The sequence below is a fragment of the Streptomyces sp. NPDC056628 genome, assembly GCF_042792555.1.
Classification (GTDB): domain Bacteria; phylum Actinomycetota; class Actinomycetes; order Streptomycetales; family Streptomycetaceae; genus Streptomyces.
The window spans coordinates 331,342-355,372 of record NZ_JBHTWG010000003.1 but is presented as its reverse complement, the minus strand read 5'-3'; the positions used below and the strand labels follow the sequence as shown (position 1 = coordinate 355,372).

Below are 24,031 nucleotides of genomic sequence, written 5' to 3'. Positions count from 1 at the left end.
CGCGGTGCGCAGTCCCGAGGATCTGGAGGGAGTCATGCAGCGAGGCAGCGACCGGCTGAGCGTTCACCGTGACGACGAGATGAAGCACGTACTACAGGGGCTGCTGCGGTCCGGGCACCCCACCCGGGCCGAGGAGTGGTACGACCCGGAGCCGTCCGCCGAGGACGATCCGCTGGTCGCGGGTGGCCCGGTGGCCCCGGGGTCGTCGGCGGCGTCCCTGGAGACGGTCCGGCTGGAACTGGCGCGCTTCCTGAGCCGCCATGCCTTCCCGGCCGGCCCGCAGGAGCTGGTTGGTGAGCTGCGGCGCTTCCACGCGCCCGACGTCCTGATCGAACCCGTGGGACGCCTGCCGCGCTCCGAGCGGTACGCCAACGTGCAGCAACTCGCCGAAGCGCTGACGGGCGGCTGACGCGGCGAGCGGCACTGAGATCCGGACGTGCGGCCGGGTACCGCGGCGGGTCGTGTGACACCGCCGCGCTGCCGTTGTGCGGCCATATCAAGGGAGGGGCGGTCAGGACCGCGCTGGTGAAGGACGTCATGACCGCGGGTGTCGCCGCCGTCCGCCCGGACGCCCCGCTCACCGACGCGGCCCGGCCGACGCGGGCGCGGGACACCTGTGACGTGGTGGTCGCGGACGGTCGGGACCACGCTGTCCCGGTCGGCGTGCCGAGCCCCGGGATCCGGCCGGGGGCCGCGACCCGCAGTCGGCGCCGGCCAGCATCGGCAGGGCCGCGCCGAGCGAGTGAACCAACAGGAAGAGGGAGACATCCATGCGCATCGCTTTTCTGACCGCACCCGAGGGCGTCGAGCAGGTCGAGCTGACCGAGCCCTGGCAGGCCGCGGAGGACGCCGGTCACGAACCGGTGCTCGTGTCGACGGAGTCCGGGGAGATCCAGGCGTTCCACCATCTCGACAAGGCGGACACGTTCCCCGTGCAGGAGGTCGTCGGGGAGACCTCGGCCGGGGACTTCGGCGGGCTCGTCCTGCCCGGTGGGGTCGCCAACCCCGACCTCCTGCGGATGGACCAGAAGGCCGTCGCCTTCGTCCGGGACTTCTTCGACCGGGGCCTGCCGGTGGCGGCCATCTGTCACGCCCCGTGGACGCTGGTGGAGGCGGACGTCGTGCGCGGCCGGGTGCTGACGTCGTGGCCGAGTCTGCGGACGGACATCCGCAACGCGGGCGGGACCTGGGTCGACGAGCAGGTGCGGGTCTGCGACCACGCGCCGAGCAAGCTGGTCACGAGCCGGAAGCCGGACGACCTGAAGGCGTTCTGCCAGACGTACCTGGAGGTGTTCGCCGCCGAGTCCGAGCAGGCCGCCTGACGGGCGGGCGCACTGGCGGCGGACGCGTCGGGCGCGGGACCACGGGTCCCGGTCCGGCGCGTCCGTGTGCTCAGCCGCCCTCGGTGGCGCCGGGCCCGTGCGGCGGGGTGCCGCAGACGTCGCGGACCCGGGCACCGTCCCGGGTCCGCCCGGCCGCCACGAGGCGGCCGGGATTGCGCCGCAGGTACTCGCCCTCCAGCTGTGCCATGCGTTCGTTGTGGGCCCGCAGCGCGTCGTTCGAGCCGTACAGCAGCGTGTCGTGGCGCGTCCGGTGGATGTTCTCCAGCTCCTTCATGAGCTGCTGATCGTCCAGCCGGCCGGGGTCGACTCCGGTCATCGTGGTGCCCCGCTCGTCGTGTCCAACCATGCCGTCCGGGTACCCGCCCGCCGAGCACGCGGCTCCGAGAGGCGCACGGGAGACAGTCATGGACCTCGCCTTTCTGCATCCACTGTACGAACACCCCGGCCCCCGGGCCTCCGTGTACGTCGGCACGTCCCGGCATACGGAGGACACGCCGCACGAACGCCGTCCGACGCGGCACAGGCCGATCCGGTGATGCTGGTCGGTGACGACCGGGAGTGGCGGGCCGTGCACGAGCGGATGCCGCAGCGGCTGCGGGACGCGGTCGTCGGGACCCCGCACGGCTCCGGCAGCAGGCTGCCGCACGAGGACGTGGCACGGATCCGCGAGAAGCGGGTGCGCGGCCGGGCGGAGACCGAGATGGACCGCTTCCTGGCGGCCCGCGCCCCCGACGGCGAGGGCCGTGCCGGAGCGGTGGAAGGGGTGCCCGCGCTGGTCGAGGCCGCCCGCGAGCACCGGATCGAAGCGCTGCTGATCCGTCCGGGCGGACCGGACGCGCACCGCGAGGTGTGGATCGGCGAGGTCCCCGACCGGTCGGCGGTGCGCCGTACGGATCTGAAGATCCTCGGCGAGCAGCACTCCTGGTCGGCCCGCGCCGACGACGCGCTGATCCGGTCCGTGGCCGCCACGGGTGCCGCCGCGGTGCCGGTCGCGCCGGCCGACGGCGCCGCGCGGGACGAGGCCCCGGCCGGCGGGCCGGGCGCCCTGCTCCGCTGGGTCTGACCCGTGTCCGGCTAGCGCGCCCGCTCCACCCGGCGCTCGTCCCACACCGGTTCCGGTGTCTCACGGAGGCGTCCGTCGCTGCCGAAGACCAGATAGCGGTCGAAGGAGCGGGCGAACCAGCGGTCGTGGGTGACCGCCAGCACGGTGCCCTCGAACGCCTCCAGCCCCTCCTGGAGCGCCTCGGCGGACTCCAGGTCGAGGTTGTCGGTGGGCTCGTCGAGCAGCAGGGCTGTCACGCCCTCCAGCTCCAGCAGCAGGATCTGGAAGCGGGCCTGCTGGCCGCCGGAGAGCCGGTCGAAGGTCTGCTCGGCCTGCTGGGTGAGCTCGTAGCGGCGCAGCCGGGACATGGCGGCGCCCCGGTCCTGGGCGTGCTCGGTCCACAGGATGTCGAGCAGGGTGTGGCCCGTCAGCTCGGGGTGCGCGTGGGTCTGCGCGAAGTGCCCGGGCACCACCCGCGCGCCGAGCTTCCAGTGGCCGGTGTGGGCGACGTCCTCCCCGGCGAGCAGGCGCAGGAAGTGGGACTTCCCGGAGCCGTTGGAGCCGAGGACGGCGACGCGTTCGCCGTAGAAGACCTCCAGCGAGAACGGCTTCATCAGGCCGGTCAGTTCCAGGTCCTCGCAGGTGACGGCCCGCACGCCGGTGCGGCCGCCCTTGAGCCGCATCCGGATGTCCTGTTCGCGGGGCGGCTCGGGCGGCGGCCCGGCCTCCTCGAACTTGCGCAGCCGGGTCTGGGCGGCCCGGTACCGGGACGCCATGTCGGTGCTGTTCTCGGCGGCCTGACGGAGGGTCAGTACCAGCTTCTTCAGCTGGGCGTGCTTCTCGTCCCACCGTCTGCGCAGCTCCTCGAAGCGGGCGAAGCGCCGGCGGCGGGCCTCGTGGTAGGTCGCGAAGCCGCCGCCGTGCACCCAGGCGTCCGCGCCGGCCGGGGAGGGCTCCACCGAGACGATCTTCTCGGCGGCGCGGGACAGGAGTTCGCGGTCGTGGGAGACGAAGAGGACCGTCTTGCGGGTCTCCTTCAGCCGCTCCTCCAGCCAGCGCTTGCCGGGCACGTCGAGGTAGTTGTCCGGCTCGTCCAGCAGCAGGACCTCGTCGGTGCCGCGCAGCAGCGCCTCCAGCACCAGGCGCTTCTGCTCGCCGCCGGACAGCGTCCGCACCTGCCGCCACTGCGCCTTCTCGTAGGGCACGCCGAGCGCGGCCGTGGTGCACATGTCCCACAGGGTCTCGGCCTCGTAGCCGCGCGCCTCCGCCCAGTCGGCGAGCGCCTGGGCGTACCTCAGCTGGGCGGCCTCGTCGTCGACCGTCATGATCGCGTGCTCGGCCTCGTCGACGGCCCGGGCGGCCTCCCTGATGCGGGGCGGCGCCACCGAGACCAGCAGGTCGCGTACGGTCGTCTCGTCGCGTACGGACCCGACGAACTGGCGCATCACGCCGAGCCCGCCACTGACGGTGACGGTGCCCCCGTGCGGTTTCAGCTCGCCGGAGATCAGCCGGAGCAGGGTGGTCTTGCCGGCGCCGTTCGGCCCGACCAGCGCCACGGCGGCGCCCTCGCCCACCCGGAACGAGACATCGCCGAGCAGCGCCCTCCCGTCGGGGAGGTGGTATTCGAGGTGCGCGGCTTCCAGATGTCCCATGAGGCCGCATTCTGCGGGGCGGCCGGGAGCCCGGGCAAACGCTTATCGCATGGTCCGGTGCCGGGCCCCTACGAACGCCGCCCGTCGACAGGCCGGCCCGTGGGTCCGCCCTCGCCCGCCGGGGCCACGACCGCGCCCGTCCAGGACAGCGCCTTCCAGCCCTCGCCGGGGCTGCCCTCCAGGATCACGACACCGGTGTTCTCCAACGGGTGGGCCGCGGCGAAGCCGACGTCGACGTTGGCGGCGCGGGCCGCGGTCCACATGCGGATGGCGGCGCCGTGGCTGACCATGGCGACCGTCCGGGCGCCGCTGCCCGCGGCCTCGGCGACCACCGCGTCGTAGCGTCCGAGCGCCTCGTCTCCGCTCTCGCCGCCCGGCATCCGCAGCGACGTCTCCCCTGCGGCCCACGCGAACACGGTCCGCATGTAGGGCTCGGCCCGTTCGGAGTGCCCGGGCAGCAGTTCCAGGTCGCCGGCGGACACCTCGCGGATGCCGTCGCGCACCCGGACCTCCAGGCCCCGGGCGGCGGCCAGCGGCGCGGCGGTGGCCTGGGTGCGGGTCAGGGTGGAGGCGTAGACCGCCTCGATGTCCTCGCCGGCGAGCGCGTCGGGCAGGGCGGCCGCCTGCCGTTCGCCGAGTGCCGTCAGGGGTGCTCCGGGGGGTGCCGTGTCGAGCAGGTAGTCCACGTTGGCGGTGGTCTGGCCGTGGCGGACGAGCAGCAGGCGCATGGACGGGTTCCTTCGTGTGTCGGTCCGCGCGGGCCGGACAGCTTGGGGCCGGTTCAGGGTACCCAGGGCTGTATGAGTCCTGATGTCGACCTCACCGTCCCCCTGCCCGGCCGGCACGCGCTGCGCGACCGGTTCCTCGCGCTCGACTCGCGGCTGTTCGAGTTCGCGGCCGAGCGGAACTGGCCGTTCGCCGAACCCGTCCTGCCGAGACTCAGCCGCAGCGCCAACCACGGGGTGCTCTGGTTCGCGGCGGCCGCCGCCATCGCCGCCTCCCGCTCGCCCCGGGGCCGCCGGGCGGCGGCGCGCGGTCTGGCCTCGCTGGGCCTGGCGTCGCTGACCATCAACACGCTCGGCAAGCGGTCGGTGCGCCGGCCGCGGCCCGGGCTGGACGCGGTGCCGCGGGTGCGGCAGCTGAAGCGGCAGCCGATCACCACGTCGTTCCCGTCGGGCCACGCGGCGTCGGCGGCGGCGTTCGCGACCGGGGTCGCCCTGGAGTCGCCGAAGTGGGGTCTGGTGGTGGCGCCGGTCGCCTGGTCGGTGGCGCTGTCCCGGGTCTACACGGGGGTGCACTTCCCGAGCGATGTCCTGGTGGGCGCGGCCTTCGGGACGGTCGCCGCGTTCGCCGTACGGGGGCTGGTGCCGACCCGCGAGCCCCGGGTCCCGCCGGCCCGGCCGCGCGCGGACGTGCCCGCGCTGCCGGAGGGGGACGGCCTGGTGATGGTCGTCAACAAGGGCTCGGGCACCCCGGAGCGGATGCGCGCCCTGCTGGACCTGCTGCCGCGCGCCGAGGTCGTGGAGTGCGAACCGCACCACATGGGCGACGAGTTGGAGCGGGCCGCCGGGCACGCCCGGGTGCTCGGGGTGTGCGGCGGCGACGGGTCGGTGAACGCGGCGGCCGAGGTGGCGCTGCGGCACGGGCTGCCGCTGGCGGTGCTGCCCGGCGGCACCCTGAACCACTTCGCGCTGGACCTGGGCGTGGAGGACGAGGCCGATCTGAGCCGGGCCGTGCTGCGCGGCGAGGCGGTGCGCGTGGACGTGGCCCGCTTCCGCAGCCCGGGCAGGCAGGGGGTGTTCCTCAACACGTGCAGCCTGGGCGTGTATCCGGAACTGGTGCGGGAACGGGACCGGTTCGCGTCCAAGATCGGCGACTGGCCCGCCGGGGTCCTCGCGGCGGTCCGCGTGCTGCGCCGGGACCGGCACCCGCTGCGGGCGGAGGTCGCTGGCCGCGTCCACCCGTTGTGGCTGCTGTTCGCCGGGAACGGCACCTACCACCGGGTGGGGCTCGCGCCCGCGCGCCGGCTGGACCTCGCGGACGGCGTCCTCGACGTCCGGATCGTGCACGGCGGACGCCGGCCGGGGCTGCGGCTGCTCGCCGCCGCCGTCGCCGGGCCCCTGAGCCGCTCGCCCGTCCACGCGGCCGTGCAGGTCGCCCGGCTGCGGCTGACGGGCGTCGAGCCGGGGACCCTGCTGGCGTACGACGGTGAAGTGACCGAGGTGGGCGGCGAGGTGACGCTGGACAAGCTGCCCGAGGCACTGACGGTGTACCGGCCGCTGCCGGGCTCCTGAACCCCTCCGTCGTCCCGCATGGTGATACATGGATATCACCATGCGGGACGACGGCGTACGGTGTGAGGGTACCGACCGCGCGGCCGTGCGCCGTCCCGTCGAGCCGGTACGCCGACACGAGGGGACCAGCCATGCCCGAGAGCCCGTCGCGGACGCGGGAGACCGCCGTCTACACCCATGGACATCACGAGTCCGTCCTGCGCTCGCACACCTGGCGCACCGCCGCCAACTCGGCGGCCTATCTGCTCGGGCATCTGAAGCCGCACATGCGGATCCTGGACATCGGCTGCGGCCCTGGCACGATCACCGCCGACCTGGCGGCCCTGGTCCCGGACGGGCACGTCACCGGGGTCGACCGGGAACCGGGCGTCCTGGAGCAGGCGCGCGCCACCGCCGCCGGACGCGGCCTGGAGAACGTCGGGTTCGCGGTCGGGGACGTGCACGCCCTGGCCTTCCCGGACGACACGTTCTGCGTGGTCCACGCGCACCAGGTCCTCCAGCACGTCGGCGACCCGGTGGCGGCCCTGCGCGAGATGCGCCGCGTCACCCGGCCGAACGGCTTCATCGCGGTGCGGGACTCCGACTACGCGGCGATGACCTGGTACCCGGCGTCCGCCGGCATGGACGCCTGGCTGGACCTGTACCGCCGGGTCGCCCGCGCCAACGGCGGCGAGCCCGACGCCGGGCGCCGGCTGAAGTCCTGGGCGCGGGCGGCCGGGCTCACGGACGTCGCCTGCACGTCGAGCACCTGGACGTTCGCCACACCCGGGGAGCGGGCCTGGTGGAGCGGGCTGTGGGCGGACCGCACGGTGGCCTCCGCCTACGCGGACCGGGCCACCGGGGGCGGGCACGCGACGGCGGCGGAGCTGCGGGAGGTGGCGGAGGCCTGGCGGGAGTGGGGGCGCCAGGAGGACGGCTGGTTCAGCGTCCTGCACGGGGAGATCCTGTGCCGCAAGGACGCCTGAGCCGGTTCAGCGCCGGGCCCCGCTCACTCCCGGGGCAGCAGGGGGCCCAGCGGACCGAGGTCCAGGTTCAGGTCCTCGGGCCGCAGGCCGTAGCGGTCCCGCAGCTCGGCCATGCGGTCCTCCAGCAGCATCAGCGTCAGGCCGATCCGCTCCTCCTGCTCCTCGCTGAGGCCGCCCTCGTCGAAGCGGCGCACCGCCTGGCGCTCCATGAGCTGGCGCAGCAACTCCACGACAGTCAGGACGAGTTTGACCAGGTCGCGTTCGACGGTGTCGGGTTCCAGGTCGAGCCGGTTGCGTCGTTCGGTCACGGCGAGTCCCCCCAAGGCGACGGGACCTGCTCGTTGACGGAGCTGATCAGCGCGTTCAGGTCGATGCGGACGAGGTCGACGTCGGCGATGCGCAGCGTGATGTCCCCCTTGACGACCACACCGCCGGCGAGCAGCCGGTCGAGCAGGTCCACGAGGGCGATCTCCCGCCGTTCGACGACGGTCACGACTCCACCCCCGGATCCTCCGAGAACTCCCCGGCGAAGGAGTAGGCCGCCCACGGCCCGGTGAGTTCGACCCGGATGCCGGGCACGTCGTCCTTCTCCCGGTCCACCAGTTCCACGAACTCCTCGGAGTCCGCGCGCGGCACCAGATAGGCGGCGTTGAGCACGTTCTGGCCGGTGGCGCCGGACAGCGCGGCGTTCTGCGGGGCGTGCATCCGGGAGTCCTCCGCGAACGCCGACAGCGTCGCGTGCAGCCGGTCGGAGAACTCCGAGGCACGCTGCCACACGTCGTCGTGCGCGCGCGTCTGGTCGCGGCGGCGGCGCAGGTAGTCGCGGCCCGAGACCGCCCTCGCCGGGGGCCGGCCGGCCCCCTCGGTCGCGTCGGAGGTCTCCGGCGGCCGCTCGACGTACACCTTCACGCCCCACTCCACCCGGCCCGCCAGCCGGTCGAGGACCCGCCGCAGCTCCTCCTCGCGGGCCTCGATCATGCTGCGCACGCCGCTGTCGTCGCGGAAGACGGTCGCCAGGCGCAGCGGCAGCGGGGTGGTGACGGCCGTGAGGGCGTCGATCACCTGCTGGTGGGCGCGGGCCGTCGCGGTGAGCCAGTCGAGGTCCTCCAGGTTGGCCCGCAGCGCCTCCTCCGTGAACTCCTGCTCCGGCACGGTGCTCACGACGGCGACCAGCCCGTGATGGGTGAGCTGCTTCGGGGGAGCCCCCGAGACCCCCGACAGCTGGCGCTGCAGGGGGGACTCGTAGGGGTGGCAGACGGCGTAGACGTAGCGCAGACCGCTCATGGGGCCTCCTCCCGCTGGGGCCTCGTCGGCTCCAGCTGGGCCAGTCGCTCACGCAACTCGGCGTTCTCACGGGCCAGTTCGTCGTGACGGGCGCGGGAGGACAGCGCGGGGTCGTCCTCCCACCAGTCGATGCCCATCTCCTTCGCCTTGTCGACGGAGGCGACGATCAGCCGCAGTTTGATCGTGAGCAGTTCGATGTCGAGCAGGTTGATCCGGATGTCACCCGCGATCACTACGCCCTTGTCGAGCACCCGTTCGAGGATGTCCGCGAGGTTGGCTCCGCCTCCCTGGCCGTACGGGTCCGGGAGCCTGCTCGGCGTGGTCATCGTCGGCTCCTACCGCCCGCGGGCTCTTCCTCGCGCTCGTCCTCGTACTCGGCCTCCGGCTCCTCCTCGTAGCCGTCCTCCGGTTCGTCCTCGTCCTCGTAGGCGTCCTCGGGCTCGCCCTCCTCGGACTCGTCGCCCTCGGGCTCGTCCTCGTACTCGGCCTCCGGCTCCTCCTCCTCGGCCTGCTCCTCGTCGTCCTCGGAGTCCTCGGCGTACGCGTCCGGCTCGTCGCCCTCGCCCTCGGTCTCGTCGCGGGCCTCGTCGTCCTCGCGCTCCCGCTCCTCCTCCTCGACGGCGTCCTCGTGGCTGCGGACGACCTCGCCGTCGCGGATCTCACCGCGCCAGCCGTCCTCCGCCTCGCCCTTGAACGTGATGAAGCGGACGTAGTTCTTGAGGTCGAGCCTGACCCGGCGGCCCTGGGCGCGCCAGATGTTGGCGGTCTTCTCGAAGAACCCGGAGGGGTAGTACTCGATCACCAGCAGGACGCGGGTGAGGTTCTCGTCGAGGTGGTGGAAGGTGACGACACCCTTGGTGGTGCCCTTCGCGCCCTCGGAGGTCCAGGAGATCTTCTGGTCCGGCACCTGCTCGGTGGTCTGCGCCTTCCAGCTGCGGCTGGACCACCAGATCTTCCCCTGCCAGTCGGAGGTGGTGTCGTCGGCGCGGTTCGCGCTCTTCACACCCTTGGCGAAGGTGCTGAAGTCCTGGTACTGCGTCCACTGGTCGTACGCGGTCCGCAGCGGCACACCGACGTCGATGTGCTCGATGATGACGGTGGGCTTGTTGCCGGCCTTCTTGCCCTTGCCCTTGCCGCCCTTGCCGCCGAGGTTCTTGAACGCCCCGACCACCTTGTCCTTGGCGTGGCCCGCGCCGACCTCCAGCGCGCTGCGCACGGGGCCCTTGCCCTCGGCGAGCTTCTTCCCGCCGTCCAGGGCCAGCTTGGCGAAGCCGGGACTGTTGCCGTCGGCGATGTCGTTGAGCTTGCCGGTGGCCTCGCCGAGCTTGCGGCCGGTGCCGACGAGCAGACGCTGGGCCTGGGCGGCGAGGTAGTCCTGCACCTCGCTCTTGAGCCGGTCGGCGGCCTCGCTGTGCGCGAGGTCGGACAGAGGCTGCTTCTTCGCCGCTCCGCCGGCCGCGGAGCCTGCGGAGCCGAGTGTCTCGGTCATGCTCCGTCACCACCCTGGGACCGACGCGAGCCGCCCGTGGTCCTGCGGGCCGCGGACCGCGCGGAGCCGGTCTTCTTCGCCGCCGCCTTCCTCGCGGGGGCGCTCTTCTTGGCCGCCGCCTTCTTGGCGGGTGCCTTCTTGGCCGGTGCCTTCTTGGCCGCCTTCTTCACCGGGGCCCGCTCCTCGCGCTCCCCGTCGTCGGAGTCCTCGGAGTCCTCGGAGTCCTCGGAGTCGTCGTCGGCGCGCGGCTCCTCGTCCTCGTCGTAGGCGTCCTCGTCGGCGCGCGGCTCCTCGTCCTCGTCGTAGGCGTCCTCGTCGGCGCGCGGCTCCTCGTCACGGCCTTCGGAGCCGCCGCCCGCCAGTTGCTCGCGCACCTCGGCGGTACGGCCGTGCAGCCGGTCGGCGAGCGCTTCGATCTGCCGCTCGACCAGGGCCCCGGAGGCGGCCTTGCCGACCCCGCGCAGGTCCTGCCGCAGCTGGTCGCCGATCTCCTTGAACTGCGGGTTGCCCGCCAGCTGCGTGGTGACCAGCTCGGCCAGCGCCTTCGGGGTGAGGTTCAGCTTCTTGCCGGCGACAAAACCTCCCACCGCCAAGGCCATCTTCGCCTTCTTCGTCCGTCCGAGGACGTATCCGGCCCCTATCGCGAGGCCCAGTCCAACTCGGTTCATCATGCCGTCCTGTCACCGTTCCCGTAGCCTGCGCGCAGTCCCGTGTCGAGCCGGTCGAGCAGTTCGTCCTCGCGGCGGTCGAACTCCTCCTCATCGATCTCGCCCGAGGTCAACTGCTCCTCAAGCCGCGCTAGTTCGGCGCGCACGGCACTGGGGTCGTAGTAGAGGCGCTCGGCCTCCTCCAGCACTTTCCTGATGACCCAGCCGCTGCCGCGCGCCGGAGCGAACGGCAGCAGCAGGATCTCTCCGAGCAGTCCCATGACTCACTCCCTGGCGACCTCGCCGGCCGCACCGCCGCCGGTGGCCTCCGCGAGGCCGGAGTCGCCCGGCCCCGGCTCGACGAAGCTGTACGGCGGCAGCGGCCCGTTGAGCCGCACCTCGAGATGCGGGTGCCCCTTGCGCAGCTGCTCCACGGCGGCCAGGAACGCGTCCGCCTCGTCCCGGGCGACCAGGAAGGACACGTTGGCGAGCCAGCCCGAGGAGTCGGGGCCCACACTGATGTCGGCGGCGGCGGGTTCCAGCGTGTGCCGCACGTCGGTGGCGTCCTGGGCCTCCTGCGCCTTGACGGCCGCGGCCACCATCTCGCCGAGCCGCAGCCGGTCGTCGTAGCTGCCGCCGCCCGCCGACCGGTTGGCCTCCGTCATGGCCCGCAGCTCGGGGTTCTCCGACAGGACGCGGTGCAGGACCGCGTCCTCCACGTGGTTGGCCTTGACGTTGTACTCGTCCTTGCCCTCCAGGGCCGCGAGACGCTCCGTGTAGTGGTCGGCGCGTTCGGCGAGCACGGAGACGACCGTGTCGTCGTCGGGCGAGACGCTGCCGAACCGCATCGGCAGCACACACCCCGCGGCGCCCGCCTCGGCGAGCACGTTGGAGTGCGCGAGCAGCTCACGGCGCTTGGGCCGCAGCCCCTCCGGGGCGTCGCTCACCAGGGCGGCGAGGCGGCCCTCCTTCAGGACCCGCACGGGCCGCGCCGGGTCACCTACACCGCCCATGTCCTCGGGGAGGGCCGGGTGCGAACTCGCGGTGATGCCGTACACGTACGTGCTCACTCCTGCTCCTCCTTCCGGCGCGAGGCCGTCGACTTACGGGCGCGCCGCGGGCGCTCCTCGCTGCCGTCCTCCCGTGCCTGCTTGAAGGCGTCGGAGATGGTCTCGGCCGCTCCGGAGAGGGCGCCCTTGGACTTGCCCCGCGCGCCGGACTCGGTGACCTCACCGACGATCTCCGGCAGGCCGGGGCTCTTGTTGGGCCCGGACTCCAGGTCGAGCCGGTTGCACGCCTCGGCGAAGCGCAGGTAGGTGTCGACGCTGGCCACGACCACCCGTACGTCGATCTTCAGGATCTCGATTCCGACAAGGGATACCCGGATGAACGCGTCAATGACGAGTCCCCTGTCCAGTACAAGCTCAAGTACGTCATAGAGGCCGCTGCTGCCGCCTCCGCCGCCGGTCTGCTGTGCCGGGACAACGGTCATGCCGACCGTTCCTCCTTGTGGTCTCGGGGACGGTGTGCTGGGTGTGGGGCGCGGCCTAGCGGCCGCCGCGCCGGGCGTCGGAACGCCCCCGCTCGTACCGGCCCAGACGCCGGTATCCGGTGAGCTGCCCCTCGGAGTCCAGTTCGACCTGGTAGCTCGCCATCAGGCTCATCGTGTCGGGGACGCGGGACAGCTCCAGGACCTCCACTTCGAGGGTCCAGCCGTCCTCCGTGCGATCGAAGGACGTCACGGTCTCCGCTTCCATACCGGTGAGCTCGGCGAGCTGGGCCCGCGCCTCGCGCAGCACCTCCATGGGGGTAGGCCCCTTGCCCGACCCGTCCGTCTGTTGTCTGGATGACTTGGATGTGTTCTGTGAATCATTCATGGGCGCCTCCTACGCCGTGTGGCCCGGAAAGCGCCCCGTAAACCGCCGACTTGCCTCCTTTGACGGCGGGCGCCCGGTCAGTCACGCAGGGTCGCGAGACGGCGGCGGGCCGGCCCGAGGGCCCGGGCCCGGCCGAGTTCCGCCCAGGGGTCCGTCCGGGCGTGCTCGACGGCGTCGGCGATGCTCCACCGGCGGGCGTGCAGCTCCGGGTCGTCGACGGCGTCCCACGTCACCGGGGTGGCGACGGGGGCACCGGGCCGGGCACGGACCGTGTAGGGGGCGACGGCGGTCTGGGCGTAGGCGTTGCGCTGGACGTCCAGGTAGAGGCGGTCGCCGCGGTCCTTCTTGCGGGCGGCGGTGGTCAGCCGGTCCGGGTGGGCCGCCGCCAGCGTCTCGGCGACCTCGTGCGCGAACTCCCGGACGGTGTCGAAGTCGTCCCGGCCGTCGAGGGGGACGACGACGTGCAGCCCGCGCGAGCCGGTCGTCATGGGCGCCGACGGGAGTTCCAGTTCGTCCAGGAGCTCGTGCAGCCGGCGCGCGGCCTCTCTGACCTGTTCGAAGTCGTCCCCCGGCGGGTCGAGGTCGAAGACCAGCCGGTCCGGGTGGTCGAGACCGCCCGCCGTGCCGGTGCGGGACAGCCAGCGGTGCAGGGTCAGACACGCCTGGTCGACGAGGAACACCAGGGTCGCCACGTCGTCGCACACGGTGTGCGTGACGGTGCCGCCCTCCTTCGGCACCTCGACGCGGGTGATCCAGTCCGGGTAGTGCTCCGGCGTGTTCTTCTGCATGAACGTGGGGCCGTCGATGCCGTCGGGGTGCCGCTCCAGCATCAGGGGGCGGCCGCGCAGGTGGGGCAGCATGTGGGGAGCGACAGCCCGGTGATAGTCGAGCAGGTCGCCCTTGGTGTACTCCTTCGCTCCCCCGCCGCCGGGGAAGAGCACCTTGTCGAGGCGTTTGACCTCGACGGTGCGGCGGCCCGCGCGCACCGTCGTGGCGGCGTCGGTCACCGTACGACCGCCTCCTCGACGAGCAGTTTGACGGCCGAGGCGATGGACGCGGCGTCGATGCCCGCGGCGTGCAGCTGCTCGTCGGGCGAGGCCGAACCCGGCATCATCCGCACGGCCAGGCGCACCAGCCGGGGCACGGGGCGCCCGTCGGAGAAGGCGTCGACGACGGCGTCGCCGAGGCCGCCCTCCTCGTGGTGGTCCTCCACGGTGACCAGGCAGCCGGTCTCCTCGGCGGCCCGGCGCAGGGTCTCGCGGTCGACGGGCTTGACCGAGTACAGGTCGACGACCCGGACGTCGATGCCGTCGCGGGCCAGCGTGTCGGCGGCGGCGAGCGCCTCGTGGACGGTGACGCCGGCCGCGACCAGGGTCAGCCGGTCCCGCTCGCCGGAGCGCAGCACCTTGCTGCCGCCGACCGGGAACTCCTCGTCGGGGCCGTACAGCACGGGGGCCGCGCCGCGCGAGGTGCGCAGGTAGCGGACGCCGTCGAGTTCCGCCATGGTCGCGACGAGCTTGGCGGTCTGGTTGGCGTCGCAGGGGTACAGCACCTTCGAGTCGTACACGGCCCGCATCATCGCCAGGTCCTCCAGGCCCATCTGGCTCGGGCCGTCCTGCCCGATGGCGACGCCCGCGTGGGAGCCGACCAGGTTGATGGAGGCGCCGCTGACCGAGGCCATGCGCACGAAGTCGTAGGCGCGGGCCAGGAAGGCCGCGAAGGTCGAGGCGTACGGCACCCAGCCGCGGGCCGCCAGGCCCACGGCGGCGGCGACGAGCTGCTGCTCGGCGATGTAGCACTCGAAGAACCGGTCGGGGTGTTCCTTGGCGAAGGCCTCGGCGCGGGTGGAGTCGCTGACCTCGCCGTCGAGGGCGACGACGTCGCCGCGGCCGGAGCCGAGCGCGGCGAGGGCCTGGCCGTAGGCGTCACGGGTGGCGACCTTCTCGCCCTGTTCCCAGCGGGGCAGTTCGGTGTCCGTGGCGGGCACGGGGCGCGGCGCGCGCGACGTGTGCGGTTCGTGCACGTGGAAGGTGCGGTCGCGGCGGCCGCCGAGCTCGGCGATGGCCTCGTCGGCCTCCGGCAGCGGCTTGCCGTGCAGGCCCTCGCGGTCCTGGACGGATTCCACGCCCTTGCCCTTGAGGGTGCGGGCGAGGACGACCGTGGGCTGGCCGGTGGTGGAGCGGGCCTCGCCGAAGGCGCGGTCGACGGCGTCCACGTCGTGCCCGTCGACCTCGATGGTGTGCCAGCCGAATCCCTGGAAGCGGCGGGCGTAGGCGTCGAGGTCGTGGCCGTGCCGGGTGGGGCCGCGCTGCCCGAGCCGGTTCACGTCGACGATCGCGGTGAGGTTGTCCAGGCCCTCGAAGGCGGCGTGCTCGGCGGCCTCCCAGACGGAGCCCTCGGCGAGCTCGCTGTCGCCGCACAGCACCCAGACCCGGTAGCCGGTGTGCTCCAGGCGCCGTCCTGACAGGGCGATGCCGACGCCGATCGGCAGGCCCTGCCCGAGCGAACCGGTGGCGGTCTCCACATACGGCAGGCGCCGGGGCGTCGGGTGCCCTTCGAGGCGGCTGCCGAGTTTGCGGAAGGTGACCAGCTCGCCGTCCTCGATGGCCCCGGCGGCCTTGTAGGCGGAGTACAGCAGCGGCGACGCGTGGCCCTTGGAGAGGATGAAGCGGTCGTTTCCGGGGTTCTCGGGCCGGTCCATGTCGTAGCGCAGGTGGTTGGCGAACAGGACGGCCACCAGGTCGGCGGCGGACATCGACGACGTCGGGTGCCCCGAGCCGGCGGCGGCGGAGGCCCGCACGCTGTCCACGCGCAACTGCTGGCCGAGCTCGACGAGTTCATCGGTGTTCATGGGTCCCCTTCCGGGAGGTCGAGGCGGTGGGCTTCTGGCGGTGCTGCGCCTTCTCGTCGCGCTGCGCACGGTGGTCGGGCCCCTTCACCGGGCCCGGGGGTTCGGGGTGCTTGACGGCGTCGGGGTCCTGCACGGGGTCGGACGCCCCGGACCCGGCCTTCGCCGTTTCGTCGCCGTCCGGGGCGTCCGCTCCGTGCGGGCCGCCCGGCAGGCGGACCAGCTCCGGCGAGGCGGTGTCCAGCGGCACCGACCACGACCGGACGAGGCCCAACTGCACGGCTTGGCGCGGCAGTACGGCGTCCAGCACCCAGTCGGCGGCGACCCGCACCCGGTTGCCGGGCATGGCGGCGAGGTGGTAGCCGCGGGTGACGGCGCCCGCCACCGCTCCGGACAGGTGCACACCGAGCGGGTTGGCGGCCGCCTTGACGCCGCCCAGGTCGACGACGAAGCCCAGGTCGCGGTGGCGGTAGGCGCGCCGCTCTCCCATGCCGAGGGAGGCGGCGACGTTGTGGGCGACGGTCTTGCCCTGCCGCCAGGCGTGCTGGGCCGTCATCGGCGTGTACGAGCCCGGCTTCTCCAGGTCGGGTACGGCGGCCGCGTCCCCGGCGGCGAACAGCTCGGCGCGGCCGGGCACCTGGAGGTGCGGGTCGACGAGCAGCCGGCCGCGTTCCAGGGGCAGTTCGAGGGAGGCGGCGAGCGGGTCGGGCCGTACGCCGACGCACCAGACCAGGGAGCGGGTGGGCACGAACTCCCCGTCGGTCAGCAGGACCCCGTCGTGGGTGGCCTCCTTGACGGAGGTGCCCATCCGCACGTCGACGCCTCGTCGCCGCAGCACCTCGTCCGCGGTGCGCGCGAGCCGCTCGTCCAGTTCCGGCAGGACGCGGTCGGCGACGTCGAGCAGCATCCAGTGCGGGCGCATCCCGGCGGGCAGCGGGCGCTTGCGCACCTGGGCCTCGGTGAACAGCTGGCCCTGCGCGGCGACCTCGGTGCCGGTGTATCCGGCGCCGACCACGACGAAGGTGCAGCGCGCCCGGCAGCGTGCGGGGTCGTCGTCCGCGGCGGCCAGTTCCACCTGCCGGGTGACGTGGTCGCGCAGGTACAGCGCCTCGGGCAGGCTGCGGAAGCCGTGGGCGTGCTCGGCGACGCCTGGGATGGGCAGCAGCTTGTTGACGCTGCCCGCGGCGAGCACGAGCCGGTCGTAGGAGAGGGTGCCGCCCTCTCCCTCCGGCCCGGTGTAGTGCACGGTGCGCCCGTCGAGGTCGATGCCGTCGGCCTCGCCGAGCACCAGCCGGACGTGCGGCAGGGTGTCGGAGAGCGCGACGGTGACCCGGCGGGGCTCCAGGATGCCGGCGGCGACCTGGGGCAGCAGGGGCAGGTACAGGAAGTAGTCGGTCGGGTTGAGCAGGGTGATGTCGGCCTGATGCCGGGTGAGCCGGGACAGGGTGCGGGCGGCACGATACCCGGCGAACCCGGCGCCGACGATCACGATGCGGGGTCGACTCACGGTGGGCCTCCGGCCTTGTCGATCGCGTGTCGCGTACCTCGGGAGCCTTCCGCGTCCCCCTGGCCCGTCCCCCCAAACGTCCCCCGGCCCCGGCACCGCGGCCCGGTGGCCCGGGCGGCTACCGCTGGTCGTGCGGGCCGGTCGGCGCCTGGCCCGTCGCGGGCGGGGCCGACGGCATCGGCGGGTACGGCACGCCCCGGCCGTCCGTGGCGGAGCCGTGAGCCGGGGTCGCGTCACCGTGGCCCCGGGACGGGCGGGCCGCCGCGCGCAGGGCGCAGGCCACCGCGCCGAGCACGGCCGCGGTGATCAGCGCGGCGGCCCAGTCGGGCAGTCCGGTGGCGAGGCCGAGGCCCAGGGCCAGCGCGAGGGCCGCTCCGGCGTACAGCGCCGCGGCGCCCGATCCGGCGTAGAGCGCGGCGCGGCGGCGCTGCCGGCGCGTCTGCTCGCGCAGTTCGTCGCGCACGGTCTCCCGTGCCACCTGCGCCAGTTCGTCGACCAGGTGCTTGTCCAGATGCTCAAGATGATCCAGGCGGTCCATGGCCGGCGGGTACCCGAACGGACCGTCGGGTAACGGGGAGTGAGGGGATCGCGTGAAGCGATCACCGGCGCCGGGGGCACGCCACTAGGCTTCCGGCATGGACATTCTGGGAGCCACGCTGCGCGTGTGCGTCGACGACCTGGAGGCCGCGGTCCCCTTCTACGAACGCCTCGCCGGCGGCACCGCCCTGCGCTTCGAGCGCGGCGGCGTGCAGGTGGCCGCGGTCGGGTGCTTCCTTCTGATGAGCGGGCCGCCGGCGGAGCTGGAGGTGCTGCGCAAGGTCGCGGCGACGATCGCGGTCTCCGACGTCGAGGAGGCCCGGAAGGTGCTCAGCGAGATGGGCGCGCAGATCGTGGCGGGCCCGGTCCCGACGCCGGTGGGCCGCAACCTGATCGCGATGCACCCGGACGGGGCGATCTACGAGTACGCGGACCGCATGACCTGAGCCGGCCGCGCGGCGCGGTCAGCGCGGGCCGCGCATCTCCGTGGTGATCGCCCACCGTTCGTGGTCGCGCCACGCGCCGTCGATGAACAGCATGTCCGGCGAGTAGCCCTCCAGCCGGAACCCGCAGGCGCGGGCGAGAGCGATGGAGGCGGCGTTGCCGGGCTGCACGTTGATCTCCAGCCGGTGCAGCCCCATCATCCCGAAGGCGTGGTCCATGACGAGGTCCAGGCCCTCCCGCATGAGGCCGCGCCCGGCGGCGTGCGCGAAGGCACCGTAGCCGAGGGCGCCGCTGCGGAAGGCGCCCTGGACGATGTTGTTGATGTTGATGTAGCCGACGAGGGCGCCGCCGCCGTCCTTGGCGCACACCAGGAAGCCGGCCTTGGTGCGGTCCTCGATCAGCCGTCCCGCGTACGCGGTGTACGCGGCGGCGCTGTCGGGCGGGAAGAGCCAGGGCCGGTGCAGTTCCCTGCTCTCGCGGACGCGTGCGGTGAACTCGGCGCCGTCCTCGTAGGTGAAGTGGCGTATGCCCACACGGGGGCCTTCGGCGAGGTAGGGCGAGGCGGGGTGCGGCATCGCGTCAGCCTACGTCCCGCTAGCGGCGCCGGCGCGCGACGAGCAGGGCGCCGATCAACGCGCCGATGACCCCCATGCCGAGGAGAGCACCCCACAGGGGCATGGTCACCACGCGGATCAGCAGCCGGATCTCGGTCTCCTCGGTGTTCTGGAAGATGAGGACCAGGGCGAGGACGACAAGCACCAGCGCGACGATCCGGCGGAGGGTGAGCACCCGGGCCGAGCCGCCCCGCCGGCCGTCCGCGCTCGGTCCGCGGCGGGACGTCTTCGGGGTCATGCCTCCAGCATGCTCCCGGGCCCGGGTCCCCGCACGGTGAGCGACCGCCGGCCGCAGCCGTACGGTCGCGCACCGTGACCGGCGGTCAGCGCAGCGCGGGTTCGTCCAGCGTCAACGTGCCCGTGCCGGTGTCGAGTTCGGCGCCGAGCCCGAAGGGGATCGTGAGCGCCCCCGCGCTGTGTCCGAACCCGAACTCCTCCGCGACGGGCACGCCGAGCCCGCCCAGCCTGTCCTCCAGCACGGCGCGCACCTCGTCGTACGGCCCGCACTCCTCCCACGACCCGAGCAGGACGCCGCGCACCCCGTCGAGCAGGCCCGCGCGCAGGAGTTGGGTGAGGGCCCGGTCGAGCCGGTACGGCTCCTCCCCCACGTCCTCCAGGCAGAGCAGTCCGCCGTGCGCCGAGGCGCGGGCGTGCGGGGTGCCCAGTTCGGCGGCGAGCAGGGTGAGGCAGCCGCCGAGGGTGACGCCGCGGGCCCGGCCCGGTACGAGCGCCGAGCCGCCGGAGGCGATGACGCGCACCGTCTCGGGCTCGAAGAGGGTGGCCCGCAGATGGTCCTGGGCGCGGGCGTGCTTGAGGAAGTCGACGCCGGCGGCCATCGGGCCGTGCAGGGTGGCGAGCCCCAGCCGCACGGCGAACGCCTCGTGCAGCACGGTGATGTCGCTGAAGCCGACGAACACCTTCGGTCCGGCCGCCGCCATGGCGTCCCAGTCGAGCAGGTCGACCATGCGCTGGGCGCCGTAGCCGCCCCGCGCGCACAGTACGGCGTCGACGGACGGGTCGCACCAGGCGCGCTGGAGGTCGGCGGCCCGGTCGGCGTCCGTGGCCGCGAGATAGCCGAAGCGGTCGTGCCGGCCGCGTACGTGCGGGGCCACGACGGGGTCGAGGTCCCAGCCGCGCAGCACGTCGAGGCCGGACTCGATCCGCTCCTCGGGCACCGGTCCGCTGGGCGCGACGACGGCCACACGGGCGCCGGCGGCGAGTCGGGACGGCCGTCGCAACGGCCGCAGGGGCGCGGTCACTTGGTGAGCTCCAGGGTGGGGACGCCGGGCGGGTCGAACCCGAAGACCTGGGCGTACAGGGACAGTTCGGCCTCCAGGGCGCGGACCATGGTGTCCGCGCGGCGGAACCCGTGGCCCTCCCCCTCGAAGGCGAGGTAGGCGTGCGGCACGTGGCGCCCCTCCAGCCGGGCGAGGAACCGTTCGCACTGGGCGGGCGGGCAGATGACGTCGTCCAGGCCCTGGAGCAGCAGGAAGGGCGCGGTGAGGCGGTCGGCGCGGGTGACGGGCGAGCGTTCCTCGTACCGGCCGGGCACCTCGGCGAGCGGTCCGACGAGGCTCTCCAGGTACTGCGACTCGAAGTCGTGCGTCTCCCCGGTGCCCCAGCCGGTCAGGTCCAGGATCGGGAAGATGACCGTGCCGCAGGCGTAGACGTCGGTGCTCGTCAGCGACGCCGCCGTGGTCCAGCCGCCCGCGCTGCCGCCGCGGATGGCGAGCCGGTCGCGGTCGGCGGTGCCCTCGTCGGCGAGGGCGAGCGCGACGGCCGCGCAGTCCTCGACGTCGACGACGCCCCACTGCTCGCGGAGCCGTTCGCGGTAGGCCCGGCCGTACCCGGTGGAGCCGCCGTAGTTCACCTCGGCGACGCCGATGCCCCGGGAGGTGAAGTAGGCGACGGTCAGGTCGAGGACGAGGGGCGACCGGGAGGTGGGTCCGCCGTGCGCCCAGACCACGTACGGCGGCGCGGTGCCGCCCGGGGCCGCGCAGTCCGGGTGGCGGGGCGGGTAGATGTGCGCGTGGATCTCCTGCCCGGCGGGGCCGGTGAAGGTGCGGACCTGCGGTTCGGGGTAGTAGGCGGGGTCCACGGCGTCCTGGTGGGCGGCGCCGATCACCCGGCAGTGGCCGGTCCGAATGTCCAGTTCGACCACCTCGTGGGCGGTGTGCGGGCCGGCGCCGACGGCCACGACCCGCTCCCCGTGGGCGGCGAGTGTCGGCGCGAACTCGGTCCAGGGACCGGCCACGTCGACGATCTCGCCGGTCTCCGGGTCCAGGACGCCGAGGCGGAGGGCGCCGCGTCCGTGCAGGACGGCGACGAGGCCGCTCTCGAGCGGGGCGAACCAGCGCAGGCCGAGCTGCCACAGCGGCCCGCCGAACTCCTCCTCTCGCGGGCACAGGGGCTCGCCGTCGCGGTACAGGTTCCACCAGCCGCCGGCGTCACTCGCGTGCAGGAGGCGGCCGTCGGGCGTCCAGTCGGCCTGGGCGACGGACTCCTCGGGGCCGCCGGCGACGGTCCGCGGGTCGTCGAGGGTGCCGTCGGCGGTGATGTCGGCGACGAGCAGTTCCGTGCCGTCCCAGGGCATCCGGGGGTGGTCCCAGGCCAGCCAGGCGGCCCGGCGCCCGTCCGGCGAGATCCGCGCCCCGGTGACGAACCGGTGCGGCCCGTCGGTGAGTTCGCGCACGGCGTCCCGGTCGTGTGCCGCCGAGCCGTCCAGCGGGACGGCGGCCAGGACGCGCCGCACATCGGTGGGCGCCTCGCCCGTGAACTCCTCCAGCACGCACCACACCTCGCCGAGGTCGGTCCGCACCCGCGGCTCCGCCCAGCGCAGCCCGCCGCCCACCGGGGACACCGGGGTGAGCGGACGCGGCTCGGCGCCCTCCTCGTACCGGTAGAGCCGCTGGTCGGCGAAGTTCACGAAGACGACGAGCGGTCCACCGCCGGTGGTGGCGCCGGCCCACGGCTGCCCGCCGTACTCCATGACCCGGCTGCGCACGTTCCACGGCGGCGGCAGCACCGACTCCTCGTGCCCGTCGGCGCGGCGGCGCACCAGGGTGCGCCGGCCGCCCTCGGCGGGCCGCGGTTCGGTCCACCACGCCTCGTCACCGACGAAGCCCACGAAGTCGGGCCGCCCGTCGTGCGCGGCGGCGAGCCCCGCGTCGATCGGCGAGGGCCAGGATCCGTACACCAGAGTCCGCACTGTCTCCCCCAGGTCTCTATGCCGTGCGCAGGAACCGGTCGAGCACCCGGACGCCGAAGTGCAGCGCCTCGACGGGCACCCGTTCGTCGACGCCGTGGAACATGGCCGAGTAGTCGAAGCCCTCCGGCAGCTTCAGCGGCGAGAACCCGTAGCCGGTGATGCCGAGCCGGGAGAACTGCTTGGCGTCCGTGCCGCCGGGCATGCAGTAGGGCACGGTGCGTCCCTCGGGCGCGAACTCCTCGACGGCGGCCCGCATCAGGGCGTACGTCGGCGAGTCCAGCGGGGACTGCAGGGCCACCTCCCGGTGGTGGAACTCCCAGTCCACGTCGGGCCCGGTGAGTTCGTCGAGGGTGGCGCGGAACTCGTCCTCGTGGCCGGGCAGGAACCGTCCGTCCACGAACGCCACGGCCTGGCCCGGGACGACGTTGATCTTGTAACCGGCTTCCAGCATCGTCGGGTTGGCGCTGTTGCGGACGGTCGCCTCGACGAGCTTGGCGGCGGGGCCGAGCTTGTCCAGCAGGCAGTCCACGTCGTCCAGGCTCGTGTCGATGCCGTACAGCTCGGCGAGTTCGGTCAGGGCGCCGCGCACGGTCGGGGTCAGCCGCACCGGCCACTCGTGGGCGCCGATCCGGCTGATCGCCGCGGCGAGCCGGGTCACCGCGTTCTCCCGGTTGGGCCGGGAGCCGTGGCCGGCCCGGCCGTGGGCGGTGAGCCGCAGCCAGCCGGTGCCGCGCTCGCCGGCCGAGATCGGGTAGATCTGGCGGCCGGCGCCGTCGTGGAAGGTGAAGGCCCCGGATTCGCTGATGCCCTCGGTGCAGCCCTCGAACAGGGCGGCGTGCCGGTCGGCGAGGAAGCCGGAGCCGTCCTCGGCGCTCGCCTCCTCGTCGGCGGTGAACGCGATCACGATGTCCCGGCGGGGCCGCACGCTCTGGCGGGCCCAGGCCCGTACGACGGCCAGGATCATCGCGTCCATGTTCTTCATGTCGACCGCGCCGCGGCCCCAGACGACGCCGTCGCGGACCTCGCCGGAGAAGGGGTGCACGCTCCACTCGGAGGCGTCGGCGGGGACGACGTCCAGGTGCCCGTGGACGAGCAGGGCGTCCGCGGAGGGGTCGGTGCCCTCGAGGCGGGCGACGACGTTCGTGCGGCCGGGCGTGCGCTCCAGCAGCGTGGGTTCCAGACCGGCCTCGGCGAGCCGGGCCGCCGCGTACTCGGCGGCGGGCCGCTCCTGGCAGTCGCCACCGCCCCGGTTGGTGGTGTCGATGCGGATGAGGTCGGACGTGAACGTCACGACCTCCTCGAGTGCCTGCGCGTCAGCCATACTGCTCCTCCACCGCGGCCGAGACGATCGTGGTGACCGCCTTGAAGGTCCGGATTCCCTCGTACATGCGCTCGCTGGTGTACGCCACCTTGCGCTCGCCGATCCGTGCGACGCCGGGGACGACGGTGGCCGCCATCGCCAGGTGCTCGGCGTCGAACTCGACGGCCACCGTGTACGGCCCGGCCTGCACGGGCTCCCCGCGGACCGCGAGGGCCGCGGCCTCCTCGGCCGCCGCGCGGATGTCGGCGGCGGTCCTCGCCGGTGTGCGGCACACGGCCGCGTACCGGGAGACATGGTCCTTGACGGCGACCTTCAGCGCCTCGGGCGCGTAGCCGAGCGCGTCCTCGCAGGCCACGTCGTCGCCGGTGACGAGGACGACGGGGACGCCGTACTCGGCGACGACGTGTGCGTTCAGCAGACCCTCGCTCGCCCGGACGTCGTTCAGCCAGACCCCGGTGATGGAGTTGGCGAGGTAGGTGTGGGCGAGGACGCCCTCCATGCCGGCGCCCGCGTGGTACCCGATGAAGGCGACGCCGTCGATGTCGCCGTGCTGGACGCCCTCCACCATCGACAGCGCCTTGTGCCGTCCGGTCAGCATCTCGGCCCGCTCGTCGAGCCGTTCGAGCAGCAGGTTGCGCATGCTCCAGTGGGCCTCGTTGACGAGGACGGAGTCGGCACCGCCGTCGAAGAAACCGCGCACGGCCGCGTCCACGTCCGAGGTGAACATCCCCCGGCACCGCTCCCACTGCGGGGTCCCCGGCAGAACGTCCCCCGGCCAGGTCACGCCGGTCGCGCCCTCCATGTCGGCGCTGATGAGGATCTTCATGGAGCGCCACGTTACGCGCCCCCGCGAGAACCCGCCACGACCGGTCCCGCGGCCCCCGCACACCCCGGCGCGGGACCGGCTGGGCACACGGGTGAGAGTCCGGGCGCGGGCGCGGCGACGACCGGGCGGTCCG

General features: G+C 73.7%; 28 protein-coding genes and 1 pseudogene. 6 read left to right on the top strand and 23 right to left on the bottom strand.

Annotation, left to right across the window (positions count from 1 at the left end; genetic code table 11):
• Positions 1-34 precede the first annotated feature (34 nt).
• A complete protein-coding gene (locus tag ACFRAC_RS07270; protein ID WP_382921998.1) occupies positions 35-409 on the top strand; it encodes a DUF2795 domain-containing protein in 375 nt (124 codons plus the stop codon).
• A gap of 361 nt (positions 410-770) precedes the next feature.
• Complete coding sequence (locus tag ACFRAC_RS07265) at positions 771-1,322, top strand: type 1 glutamine amidotransferase domain-containing protein (RefSeq protein WP_382921996.1); 552 nt, start codon at positions 771-773, stop codon at positions 1,320-1,322.
• A gap of 70 nt (positions 1,323-1,392) precedes the next feature.
• Here ACFRAC_RS07265 and ACFRAC_RS07260 read toward each other — a convergent pair whose 3' ends face one another.
• Positions 1,393-1,689, bottom strand: coding sequence for a DUF6158 family protein (locus ACFRAC_RS07260; protein ID WP_382921994.1), 297 nt, complete (start codon positions 1,687-1,689; stop codon positions 1,393-1,395).
• A 177-nt stretch (positions 1,690-1,866) separates the two neighbouring features.
• On the opposite strand from ACFRAC_RS07260, the pseudogene ACFRAC_RS07255 reads away from it, so the two are divergent.
• Positions 1,867-2,406: pseudogene (locus ACFRAC_RS07255) on the top strand (hypothetical protein); the annotation flags it as partial.
• A gap of 11 nt (positions 2,407-2,417) precedes the next feature.
• Here the strand turns inward: ACFRAC_RS07255 and ACFRAC_RS07250 are convergent.
• Both ACFRAC_RS07250 and ACFRAC_RS07245 read right to left on the bottom strand, forming a co-directional pair.
• On the bottom strand, positions 2,418-4,037 hold the full coding sequence (locus tag ACFRAC_RS07250; protein ID WP_382921992.1) for an ABC-F family ATP-binding cassette domain-containing protein: 1,620 nt from the start codon (positions 4,035-4,037) through the stop codon (positions 2,418-2,420).
• 68 nt (positions 4,038-4,105) lie between these two features.
• On the bottom strand, positions 4,106-4,765 hold the full coding sequence (locus ACFRAC_RS07245; protein WP_382921990.1) for a histidine phosphatase family protein: 660 nt from the start codon (positions 4,763-4,765) through the stop codon (positions 4,106-4,108).
• A gap of 72 nt (positions 4,766-4,837) precedes the next feature.
• Between ACFRAC_RS07245 and ACFRAC_RS07240 the strand changes: the two genes are divergently transcribed.
• Complete coding sequence (locus ACFRAC_RS07240) at positions 4,838-6,331, top strand: bifunctional phosphatase PAP2/diacylglycerol kinase family protein (protein WP_382921987.1); 1,494 nt, start codon at positions 4,838-4,840, stop codon at positions 6,329-6,331.
• 131 nt (positions 6,332-6,462) lie between these two features.
• On the top strand, positions 6,463-7,296 hold the full coding sequence (locus ACFRAC_RS07235) for a methyltransferase domain-containing protein (RefSeq protein ID WP_382921985.1): 834 nt from the start codon (positions 6,463-6,465) through the stop codon (positions 7,294-7,296).
• A 23-nt stretch (positions 7,297-7,319) separates the two neighbouring features.
• On the opposite strand, the gene ACFRAC_RS07230 is transcribed toward ACFRAC_RS07235, so the two are convergent.
• The 14 genes from ACFRAC_RS07230 to ACFRAC_RS07165 all read right to left on the bottom strand — a co-directional run bounded on the left by ACFRAC_RS07230 (position 7,320) and on the right by ACFRAC_RS07165 (position 17,486).
• Positions 7,320-7,604 carry a gas vesicle protein K gene (locus ACFRAC_RS07230; protein ID WP_062667130.1) on the bottom strand — a complete coding sequence of 95 codons (285 nt, stop codon included), beginning with the start codon at positions 7,602-7,604 and terminating at the stop codon, positions 7,320-7,322.
• Entirely contained in the window at positions 7,601-7,789 is a 189-nt protein-coding gene (locus ACFRAC_RS07225; RefSeq protein WP_062667128.1) for a gas vesicle protein, read from the bottom strand. The genes ACFRAC_RS07230 and ACFRAC_RS07225 overlap by 4 nt, the downstream gene beginning before the upstream one ends.
• Positions 7,786-8,580, bottom strand: a complete 795-nt coding sequence (locus ACFRAC_RS07220; protein WP_382921982.1) for a GvpL/GvpF family gas vesicle protein — start codon at positions 8,578-8,580, stop codon at positions 7,786-7,788. The genes ACFRAC_RS07225 and ACFRAC_RS07220 overlap by 4 nt, the downstream gene beginning before the upstream one ends.
• A complete protein-coding gene (locus ACFRAC_RS07215) occupies positions 8,577-8,906 on the bottom strand; it encodes a gas vesicle protein (RefSeq protein ID WP_382921980.1) in 330 nt (109 codons plus the stop codon). Before ACFRAC_RS07215 ends, ACFRAC_RS07220 begins: the two co-directional genes overlap by 4 nt.
• Positions 8,903-10,069 carry an SRPBCC family protein gene (locus ACFRAC_RS07210; RefSeq protein ID WP_382921978.1) on the bottom strand — a complete coding sequence of 389 codons (1,167 nt, stop codon included), beginning with the start codon at positions 10,067-10,069 and terminating at the stop codon, positions 8,903-8,905. The genes ACFRAC_RS07215 and ACFRAC_RS07210 overlap by 4 nt, the downstream gene beginning before the upstream one ends.
• Positions 10,066-10,737 carry a DNA primase gene (locus ACFRAC_RS07205; RefSeq protein WP_382922131.1) on the bottom strand — a complete coding sequence of 224 codons (672 nt, stop codon included), beginning with the start codon at positions 10,735-10,737 and terminating at the stop codon, positions 10,066-10,068. The genes ACFRAC_RS07210 and ACFRAC_RS07205 overlap by 4 nt, the downstream gene beginning before the upstream one ends.
• Entirely contained in the window at positions 10,737-10,997 is a 261-nt protein-coding gene (locus ACFRAC_RS07200) for a gas vesicle protein GvpG (RefSeq protein WP_382921976.1), read from the bottom strand. Before ACFRAC_RS07200 ends, ACFRAC_RS07205 begins: the two co-directional genes overlap by 1 nt.
• A gap of 3 nt (positions 10,998-11,000) precedes the next feature.
• Complete coding sequence (locus ACFRAC_RS07195) at positions 11,001-11,786, bottom strand: GvpL/GvpF family gas vesicle protein (RefSeq protein WP_382921974.1); 786 nt, start codon at positions 11,784-11,786, stop codon at positions 11,001-11,003.
• On the bottom strand, positions 11,783-12,208 hold the full coding sequence (locus ACFRAC_RS07190; RefSeq protein WP_382921972.1) for a gas vesicle structural protein GvpA: 426 nt from the start codon (positions 12,206-12,208) through the stop codon (positions 11,783-11,785). The genes ACFRAC_RS07195 and ACFRAC_RS07190 overlap by 4 nt, the downstream gene beginning before the upstream one ends.
• A gap of 55 nt (positions 12,209-12,263) precedes the next feature.
• Positions 12,264-12,593, bottom strand: coding sequence for a gas vesicle protein (locus ACFRAC_RS07185; protein WP_382921970.1), 330 nt, complete (start codon positions 12,591-12,593; stop codon positions 12,264-12,266).
• 77 nt (positions 12,594-12,670) lie between these two features.
• Complete coding sequence (gene ligD / locus ACFRAC_RS07180) at positions 12,671-13,600, bottom strand: non-homologous end-joining DNA ligase (protein ID WP_382921968.1); 930 nt, start codon at positions 13,598-13,600, stop codon at positions 12,671-12,673.
• Entirely contained in the window at positions 13,597-15,444 is a 1,848-nt protein-coding gene (locus ACFRAC_RS07175; protein ID WP_382921966.1) for a transketolase, read from the bottom strand. Before ACFRAC_RS07175 ends, ligD begins: the two co-directional genes overlap by 4 nt.
• Positions 15,431-16,948 (bottom strand): NAD(P)/FAD-dependent oxidoreductase, encoded by a 1,518-nt coding sequence (locus ACFRAC_RS07170; protein ID WP_382921964.1) that lies wholly within the window; start codon positions 16,946-16,948, stop codon positions 15,431-15,433. The genes ACFRAC_RS07175 and ACFRAC_RS07170 overlap by 14 nt, the downstream gene beginning before the upstream one ends.
• 118 nt (positions 16,949-17,066) lie before the next feature.
• The gene (locus ACFRAC_RS07165) at positions 17,067-17,486 is read right to left on the bottom strand and encodes a phage holin family protein (RefSeq protein ID WP_382921962.1); all 420 of its coding nucleotides are present in this window, start codon (positions 17,484-17,486) and stop codon (positions 17,067-17,069) included.
• 97 nt (positions 17,487-17,583) lie between these two features.
• On the opposite strand from ACFRAC_RS07165, the gene ACFRAC_RS07160 reads away from it, so the two are divergent.
• Complete coding sequence (locus ACFRAC_RS07160) at positions 17,584-17,931, top strand: VOC family protein (RefSeq protein WP_382921960.1); 348 nt, start codon at positions 17,584-17,586, stop codon at positions 17,929-17,931.
• A gap of 18 nt (positions 17,932-17,949) precedes the next feature.
• Here the strand turns inward: ACFRAC_RS07160 and ACFRAC_RS07155 are convergent, their stop codons facing one another.
• The 6 genes from ACFRAC_RS07155 to ACFRAC_RS07130 form a co-directional block, all read right to left on the bottom strand.
• Positions 17,950-18,504, bottom strand: a complete 555-nt coding sequence (locus tag ACFRAC_RS07155) for a GNAT family N-acetyltransferase (protein WP_382921957.1) — start codon at positions 18,502-18,504, stop codon at positions 17,950-17,952.
• Between the two features lie 19 nt (positions 18,505-18,523).
• Positions 18,524-18,781 carry a DUF1049 domain-containing protein gene (locus ACFRAC_RS07150; protein WP_382921955.1) on the bottom strand — a complete coding sequence of 86 codons (258 nt, stop codon included), beginning with the start codon at positions 18,779-18,781 and terminating at the stop codon, positions 18,524-18,526.
• Between the two features lie 85 nt (positions 18,782-18,866).
• Positions 18,867-19,790, bottom strand: a complete 924-nt coding sequence (locus ACFRAC_RS07145; RefSeq protein WP_382922129.1) for an LD-carboxypeptidase — start codon at positions 19,788-19,790, stop codon at positions 18,867-18,869.
• An 8-nt stretch (positions 19,791-19,798) separates the two neighbouring features.
• Positions 19,799-21,763: a prolyl oligopeptidase family serine peptidase gene (locus tag ACFRAC_RS07140; protein WP_382922127.1), complete on the bottom strand. Its 1,965-nt coding sequence runs from the start codon at positions 21,761-21,763 to the stop codon at positions 19,799-19,801.
• Positions 21,764-21,767: 4 nt separating this feature from the next.
• Positions 21,768-23,072 carry a M20/M25/M40 family metallo-hydrolase gene (locus ACFRAC_RS07135; protein ID WP_382921953.1) on the bottom strand — a complete coding sequence of 435 codons (1,305 nt, stop codon included), beginning with the start codon at positions 23,070-23,072 and terminating at the stop codon, positions 21,768-21,770.
• On the bottom strand, positions 23,065-23,898 hold the full coding sequence (locus ACFRAC_RS07130; RefSeq protein WP_382921951.1) for a M55 family metallopeptidase: 834 nt from the start codon (positions 23,896-23,898) through the stop codon (positions 23,065-23,067). The genes ACFRAC_RS07135 and ACFRAC_RS07130 overlap by 8 nt, the downstream gene beginning before the upstream one ends.
• Between the last annotated feature and the right edge of the window lie 133 nt (positions 23,899-24,031).

Coding starts and splice junctions, on each gene's coding strand:
- ACFRAC_RS07270 (WP_382921998.1), top strand. CDS start 35: ATGCAGCGAGGCAGCGACCGGCTGAGCGTTCACCGTGACGACGAGATG.
- ACFRAC_RS07265 (WP_382921996.1), top strand. CDS start 771: ATGCGCATCGCTTTTCTGACCGCACCCGAGGGCGTCGAGCAGGTCGAG.
- ACFRAC_RS07260 (WP_382921994.1), bottom strand. CDS start 1,689: ATGGTTGGACACGACGAGCGGGGCACCACGATGACCGGAGTCGACCCC.
- ACFRAC_RS07250 (WP_382921992.1), bottom strand. CDS start 4,037: ATGGGACATCTGGAAGCCGCGCACCTCGAATACCACCTCCCCGACGGG.
- ACFRAC_RS07245 (WP_382921990.1), bottom strand. CDS start 4,765: ATGCGCCTGCTGCTCGTCCGCCACGGCCAGACCACCGCCAACGTGGAC.
- ACFRAC_RS07240 (WP_382921987.1), top strand. CDS start 4,838: ATGAGTCCTGATGTCGACCTCACCGTCCCCCTGCCCGGCCGGCACGCG.
- ACFRAC_RS07235 (WP_382921985.1), top strand. CDS start 6,463: ATGCCCGAGAGCCCGTCGCGGACGCGGGAGACCGCCGTCTACACCCAT.
- ACFRAC_RS07220 (WP_382921982.1), bottom strand. CDS start 8,580: ATGAGCGGTCTGCGCTACGTCTACGCCGTCTGCCACCCCTACGAGTCC.
- ACFRAC_RS07215 (WP_382921980.1), bottom strand. CDS start 8,906: ATGACCACGCCGAGCAGGCTCCCGGACCCGTACGGCCAGGGAGGCGGA.
- ACFRAC_RS07210 (WP_382921978.1), bottom strand. CDS start 10,069: ATGACCGAGACACTCGGCTCCGCAGGCTCCGCGGCCGGCGGAGCGGCG.
- ACFRAC_RS07205 (WP_382922131.1), bottom strand. CDS start 10,737: ATGAACCGAGTTGGACTGGGCCTCGCGATAGGGGCCGGATACGTCCTC.
- ACFRAC_RS07200 (WP_382921976.1), bottom strand. CDS start 10,997: ATGGGACTGCTCGGAGAGATCCTGCTGCTGCCGTTCGCTCCGGCGCGC.
- ACFRAC_RS07190 (WP_382921972.1), bottom strand. CDS start 12,208: ATGACCGTTGTCCCGGCACAGCAGACCGGCGGCGGAGGCGGCAGCAGC.
- ACFRAC_RS07185 (WP_382921970.1), bottom strand. CDS start 12,593: ATGAATGATTCACAGAACACATCCAAGTCATCCAGACAACAGACGGAC.
- ACFRAC_RS07175 (WP_382921966.1), bottom strand. CDS start 15,444: ATGAACACCGATGAACTCGTCGAGCTCGGCCAGCAGTTGCGCGTGGAC.
- ACFRAC_RS07165 (WP_382921962.1), bottom strand. CDS start 17,486: ATGGACCGCCTGGATCATCTTGAGCATCTGGACAAGCACCTGGTCGAC.
- ACFRAC_RS07160 (WP_382921960.1), top strand. CDS start 17,584: ATGGACATTCTGGGAGCCACGCTGCGCGTGTGCGTCGACGACCTGGAG.
- ACFRAC_RS07155 (WP_382921957.1), bottom strand. CDS start 18,504: ATGCCGCACCCCGCCTCGCCCTACCTCGCCGAAGGCCCCCGTGTGGGC.
- ACFRAC_RS07150 (WP_382921955.1), bottom strand. CDS start 18,781: ATGACCCCGAAGACGTCCCGCCGCGGACCGAGCGCGGACGGCCGGCGG.
- ACFRAC_RS07135 (WP_382921953.1), bottom strand. CDS start 23,072: ATGGCTGACGCGCAGGCACTCGAGGAGGTCGTGACGTTCACGTCCGAC.
- ACFRAC_RS07130 (WP_382921951.1), bottom strand. CDS start 23,898: ATGAAGATCCTCATCAGCGCCGACATGGAGGGCGCGACCGGCGTGACC.